The 6,538-nt window shown below is 60.8% G+C and carries 4 protein-coding genes; all 4 read left to right on the top strand.

Going from position 1 to position 6,538, the window contains the following annotated elements; all coding sequences use genetic code 11:
- A partial coding sequence (locus tag HX873_RS31080; protein ID WP_177123801.1) for a DUF3757 domain-containing protein occupies window positions 1-317 on the top strand: 317 nt, incomplete at its 5' end.
- A 225-nt stretch (window positions 318-542) separates the two neighbouring features.
- Complete coding sequence (mexE, locus tag HX873_RS31075; protein WP_008433857.1) at window positions 543-1,784, top strand: multidrug efflux RND transporter periplasmic adaptor subunit MexE; 1,242 nt, start codon at window positions 543-545, stop codon at window positions 1,782-1,784.
- A gap of 15 nt (window positions 1,785-1,799) precedes the next feature.
- Entirely contained in the window at window positions 1,800-4,979 is a 3,180-nt protein-coding gene (locus HX873_RS31070; RefSeq protein ID WP_003210869.1) for an efflux RND transporter permease subunit, read from the top strand.
- A complete protein-coding gene (locus tag HX873_RS31065; protein ID WP_102604616.1) occupies window positions 4,976-6,391 on the top strand; it encodes an efflux transporter outer membrane subunit in 1,416 nt (471 codons plus the stop codon). The genes HX873_RS31070 and HX873_RS31065 overlap by 4 nt, the downstream gene beginning before the upstream one ends.
- The last annotated feature ends 147 nt before the right edge of the window (window positions 6,392-6,538 follow it).

Raw genomic sequence — 6,538 nt, 5'->3', positions numbered from 1 at the left:
CCCATGCCCTTAAAGATACGTACAAAAAGACGCCGACCGGCGAAGTGGTCGCCTACACCGCGTCCGGCCCGGACGGTCGGCAATGGACCGGGCAAAACCCGATGACAGAGCAGAAGGACCTGCACCAGGTCCACTTTGAAAAGGCGGTGATCCAAAGCAGCCAGGGCCAGTCGTCTGTGGCATGCCACTACCTGGATCAGAACCATGAACCGGTAAGCATGACCCTGAAAAACCAGGTCAATGCCAGGCCTCTGGGCAGCGCATGGTCAGGCAACGAATGCACGGCAACCAACCCGGCGCTCTGTACATTTGAATAGCAGACACGCCCGACAATTTATGCGGCGCGCTGTTCCTTGCATCTTGCGCAACAGTCCTTTGTCATCAACAGCATTGATAGCTCCCTAACGAAAGCCCCATGCTAGAGGGCTCGCTTTACGCTTATATCATTCCGAATGATAGTTACCTTTGTTTCATTCGATTCGTGAGATAGCACCCTGCCGAGCATGATCCGCCCATCTTAAATACATTGGCGGATGCACCTCATGGAACAGTCACTCAAACATTTGCGCTATCCCTTGGCCATTTTGGCCGTGATGGTGATGAGCGCCTGCGGCAAAGCGCCCGAACAGGCAGCCGCCATGCCACCAAGCCACGTCAGCGTGGCCAAGGTGCTGGAACAACCGGTCAATGAGTGGGACGAATTCACCGGCCGGCTCGAAGCGCCGGAAACCGTGCAGATCCGTCCGCGCGTGTCGGGCCAGATCGATCAGGTCGCCTTCACCGAAGGTGCCTTGGTCAAGAAAGGCGACCTGTTGTTCCAGATCGACCCACGCCCATTCCAGGCCGAAGTGCGCCGCCTCGAAGCACAACTCGCACAAACCAAGGCCGCCGCCACCCGCAGCGATAACGAAGCCCAGCGCGGCGAACGCCTGCGCCAGAGCAATGCGATCTCCGCCGAGCTGGCCGACTCGCGCACCACCGCCGCCCAGGAAGCCCATGCGACTGTCGCCGGCATCCAGGCGCAGTTGGACCTGGCCAAGCTGAACCTGAGCTTCACCCGTGTCAGCTCGCCCATCAGCGGCCGCGTCAGCCGTGCCGAGATCACCGCCGGCAACCTGGTGACCGCCGATGTCACCGCGCTGACCAGCGTGGTGTCCACCGACAAGGTCTACGCCTACTTCGACGCCGATGAACGTGTGTACCTCAAGTACACCGAACTCGCGCGCCAGGGTCGCCGTGGCGCGACTACCCCGGTGTACCTGGGCCTGTCCAATGAAGACGGCAACCCGCACCTGGGCCAGATGAACTTCGTCGACAACCAGGTCAACCCGGCCACCGGCACCATTCGTGGTCGCGCCGTGTTTGATAACAGCAAGGGCGAATACACCCCAGGCCTGTATGCGCGCCTGAAGCTGGTAGGCAGTGGCACCTACTCCGCCGTGCTGATCAGCGACGAAGCCGTGGGCACCGACCTGGGCAAGAAGTTCGTACTGGTGATGGACGGCGACAAGCCTGCCTACCGCGCGGTGGAGCTGGGTCCGAAGATCGAAGGTTTGCGCATCGTGCGCAGCGGCCTGACCAAGGACGACACGATCATCGTCAAGGGATTGCAGCGCGTTCGCCCGGGGTCGCCGGTTGCACCGGAAACCATCCCGATGGCCAGCAAGGAAACCCTCGCCGCCTTGGCACAACAACGACAAGCGCTTGAAGCCAGCAACCTGGAGCAAGTGGCGCCGGATAAAGCCGCGCCCAAGCTCGCAAGTACAGCGACTCCACGCGGTTAAGGGATACGACTCAAGATGAATTTTTCCAAGTTCTTCATTTCGCGGCCGATCTTCGCAGCGGTGCTGTCGCTGTTGATCCTGATCGCCGGCGCGATTTCACTGTTCCAGCTGCCGATCAGTGAATACCCGGAAGTGGTGCCGCCGACCGTCGTGGTCCGTGCCAACTTCCCGGGCGCCAACCCCAAGGTCATCGGTGAAACCGTGGCTGCGCCTCTGGAGCAAGCCATCACCGGCGTCGAGAACATGCTGTACATGTCCTCGCAGTCGACCGCCGACGGCAAGCTGACCCTGACCATCACCTTCGCCCTGGGCACCGACCTGGATAACGCGCAGGTACAGGTGCAGAACCGGGTAACCCGGACTCAGCCCAAACTGCCCGAGGAAGTGACGCGCATCGGTATTACCGTGGACAAGGCCTCTCCCGACCTGACCATGGTGGTGCACATCACCTCCCCCGACCAGCGCTACAACATGCTCTACCTGTCCAACTACGCGATCCTCAATATCAAGGATGAGCTGGCACGGCTGGGCGGCGTGGGTGATGTGCAGCTGTTCGGCATGGGCGATTACTCCCTGCGTGTGTGGCTGGACCCGAACAAGACCGCCTCGCGCAACCTGACCGCCACCGACGTGGTCACGGCCATTCGCGAACAGAACCGCCAGGTGGCGGCCGGTGCGTTGGGCGCGCAACCTGCGCCGAATGACACCAGCTTCCAGCTGTCGGTCAACACCCAGGGCCGACTGGTCACTGAGGAAGAGTTCGAGAATATCGTCATCCGTGCCGGCGCCAACGGCGAAATCACGCGTTTGAAGGACATTGCACGGGTTGAGCTGGGCTCCAGCCAGTACGCCTTGCGCTCGTTGATCGACAACCAGCCGGCCGTGGCGATCCCGATCTTCCAGCGCCCGGGCTCCAACGCAATCGACATCTCCAATGAAGTGCGCGCCAAGATGGCGGAGCTGAAACAGAGCTTCCCGGAGGGCATGGATTACCGCATCGCCTATGACCCTACCGTCTTCGTACGTGGCTCCATCGAGGCCGTGGTTCACACCCTGTTCGAAGCACTGATCCTGGTGGTGCTGGTGGTGATCCTGTTCCTGCAGACCTGGCGTGCGTCGATCATTCCATTGGTGGCGGTGCCGGTATCGTTGATCGGTACCTTTGCGGTGATGCACCTGTTTGGCTTCTCGCTCAACGCGCTGTCGCTGTTCGGGCTGGTGTTGGCGATCGGTATCGTGGTGGACGACGCCATCGTGGTGGTGGAGAACGTCGAACGGAACATTGAATTGGGCCTGGAACCCTTCCCGGCCACTGAAAAGGCCATGAGCGAAGTAACCGGCCCGATCATCGCGACCGCGCTGGTACTGTGTGCGGTGTTCATTCCAGCGGCATTTATCAGCGGCTTGACCGGCCAGTTCTACAAGCAGTTCGCCTTGACCATTGCGATCTCGACCGTGATCTCGGCGTTCAACTCGCTGACCCTGTCGCCCGCACTGGCAGCGGTATTGCTCAAAGGCCACAACGCTCCGAAAGACGGGTTCTCCAGGTTCCTCGACAGGATGCTGGGTGGCTGGTTGTTCAAACCGTTCAACCGCTTCTTCGACAAGGCCAGCCATGGTTACGTCGGCACGGTACGCAGGGTGATCCGCGGCAGTGGTATCGCGCTGTTCCTGTACGCCGGCCTGATGGTCCTGACCTGGATGGGCTTTGCCCACACGCCGACCGGTTTCGTACCGGCCCAGGACAAGCAATACCTGGTGGCCTTCGCGCAATTGCCGGACGCCGCGAGCCTGGACCGTACCGAAGACGTGATCAAGCGCATGTCCGACATCGCCATGAAACAGCCCGGCGTGGAAAGTGCGATCGCCTTCCCCGGCTTGTCGATCAACGGTTTTACCAACAGCCCGAACAACGGCATCGTGTTCGTGACCTTGAAGCCGTTCGATGAGCGTAAAGACCCGAGCCTGTCTGCCGGTGCGATTGCCGGTGCACTGAATGGCAAGTACAGCAGCATCCAGGAAGCCTACATGGCGATCTTCCCACCGCCGCCGGTACAGGGCCTGGGTACGATCGGCGGGTTCCGCCTGCAGGTCGAAGACCGTGGCAACCTGGGTTACGACGAGCTGTACAAAGAAGTGCAGAACATCATTACCAAGAGCCGTGGCGTGCCTGAGTTGTTCGGCCTGTTCACCAGCTACACGGTCAACGTGCCCCAGGTCGATGCTGCCATCGACCGCGAAAAGGCCAAGACCCATGGCGTGGCGATCAGCGACATCTTCGACACCCTGCAGATCTACCTGGGCTCGTTGTATGCCAACGACTTCAACCGCTTCGGGCGCACCTATCAGGTCAACGTGCAGGCTGAGCAACAGTTCCGCCAGGATGAAGACCAGATCGGCCAGCTGAAAGTGCGCAACAACAAAGGCGAGATGATTCCCCTGGCGACCTTCATCAAGGTCAGCGACACCTCGGGCCCGGACCGCGTGATGCACTACAACGGCTTCATCACCGCCGAGATCAACGGCAACGCCGCACCGGGCTACAGCTCCGGCCAGGCCCAGGCGGCGATCGAGAAACTGTTGAAAGACGAACTGCCCAACGGCATGACCTACGAGTGGACCGACCTGACCTATCAGCAAATCCTCTCGGGCAATACTGCGCTGTTCGTGTTCCCGCTCTGCGTACTGCTGGCGTTCCTGGTACTGGCCGCCCAATACGAAAGCTGGAGCCTGCCACTGGCGGTGATCCTGATCGTACCGATGACCCTGCTGTCGGCCATCACCGGGGTGATTATCTCTGGCGGCGACAACAACATCTTCACCCAGATCGGCCTGATCGTCCTGGTGGGCCTGGCCTGTAAGAACGCGATTCTGATCGTCGAGTTCGCCAAGGATAAACAGCAGGAAGGCCTCGATCCGCTCGCTGCGGTACTGGAAGCCTGCCGTCTGCGTCTGCGGCCGATCCTGATGACCTCGTTCGCCTTCATCATGGGTGTAGTGCCTCTGGTGATGTCCAGCGGTGCCGGTGCCGAGATGCGCCATGCCATGGGTGTGGCGGTGTTCTCCGGGATGATCGGCGTGACCTTCTTCGGTCTGCTGCTGACGCCAGTGTTCTATGTACTGATCCGCCGGTTTGTTGAACGCGGTGAAGCGCGCAAAGCGGCCAAGGCCTTGAAGCTGGAGACACAGCAATGAGCGTGAAAGTATTTTTGCCGAGCTTGCTGGTACTGGCGCTGAGCGCCTGTGCCGTGGGCCCGGACTATAAAACCCAGCCACTGGAGGCGGCCAACGTAACGGCCGCCGCCGACGCCAAGCAGTACGACCACGCGAAGTTCGAAGGCATCTGGTGGCAACAGTTCGAGGACCCGACCCTTAACCAGTTGGTGACTCAGTCCCTGAACGGTAACCGTGACCTGCGGGTGGCATTTGCCCGCCTGCGGGCAGCCCGGGCGATTCGTGACGACGCTGCCAATGACGTGATGCCGGTGATCACCAGCCGCGCCAGCAGCGACGTGGGCAAAGGCCAGATTCCGGGCCAGACCACCAAACGCGTCAACAGTGAGCGTTATGACCTGGGCCTGGACATGGCCTGGGAAGTGGACTTGTTCGGCCGCATCCGCCGCAACCTGGAGGCCAGCGACGCTGACCAACAGGTTGCCGAAGCCGACCTGTATCAACTGCAAGTCACGATGATTGCCGAGCTGGTGGACGCTTACGGTCAACTGCGGGGCGCGCAACTGCGCGAGAAAATCGCGGTGGCTAACCTGAAGAACCAGGAAGATTCGCGCGGTATCACGGTCAGCCTGCGGGATGCCGGTGTGGGCGATCAGCTCGATGTGGTGCGGGCCGATGCGCGTCTGGCGGCTGTAGAAGCCAGTGTGCCGCAGCTGCAGGCCGAGGAAGTTCGCGAGCGTAATCGTATCGCTACCCTGCTCGGTGAGCGGCCGGACAAGTTGAGCGTGGATTTGAGCCCGAAAGATTTGCCGGCGATTGCCAAGGCGTTGCCGATTGGTGATCCGGGGCAACTGCTGCAACGTCGTCCGGACATTCTCAGTGCCGAGCGTAAGTTGGCAGCCGCCACGGCGCGGATTGGGGTGGCCAAGGCTGATCTGTTTCCGCGGGTGAGCCTCAGTGGGTTCCTCGGGTTTACCGCTGGGCGGGGTTCGCAGATTGGGTCGGCGGCGGCGAATGCCTGGTCGCTGGGTCCGAGCATTACCTGGGCGGCGTTTGACCTGGGCAGTGTGCGGGCAAGGTTGCGTGGTGCGGATGCCGAGGCGGATGGCGCCCTAGCGACTTATGAGCAGCAGGTGCTGTTAGCGCTGGAAGAATCGGAGAATGCCTTCAGTGATTACGGCAAACGCCAGCAGCGGTTGGTCTCGCTGATTCGTCAGAGTGAGTCGAGCCGGGCTGCTGCGGATCTGGCGGAGATTCGTTACCGCGAAGGGACGGTGGACTTCCTGGTGTTGCTGGACGCGCAGCGTGAGCGTTTGGCCGCCGAGGACTCCCAGGCTCAGGCCGAAGTGGATCTGTATCGTGGGATCGTCGCGATCTACAAGGCGTTGGGCGGTGGGTGGCAGCCGAGTACCACGATTGCCAGTGCCAAGTGATTTGACTTAAAGAGCTCCTTTGGTTGGTCGCATCCAGCCAATTTTTAGCCCCGTGCCGTCATTCGGTCGCGGGGCTTTTTTTTGCTCGCTTGTGGTGTGTGCATATCCGTTATTTGGGTGATGGCTTATATCGGTTCCGCTCTTACA

Origin of the sequence: Pseudomonas sp. P7758, from assembly GCF_013386485.1 — a bacterium.
Lineage (GTDB): Bacteria > Pseudomonadota > Gammaproteobacteria > Pseudomonadales > Pseudomonadaceae > Aquipseudomonas.
This window is presented reverse-complemented; position numbering and strand designations above follow the sequence as displayed.

Excerpts from the sequence above, each read along its gene's own strand:
- mexE (WP_008433857.1), top strand. The coding sequence starts at position 543 with ATGGAACAGTCACTCAAACATTTGCGCTATCCCTTGGCCATTTTGGCC.
- HX873_RS31065 (WP_102604616.1), top strand. The coding sequence starts at position 4,976 with ATGAGCGTGAAAGTATTTTTGCCGAGCTTGCTGGTACTGGCGCTGAGC.
- HX873_RS31070 (WP_003210869.1), top strand. The coding sequence starts at position 1,800 with ATGAATTTTTCCAAGTTCTTCATTTCGCGGCCGATCTTCGCAGCGGTG.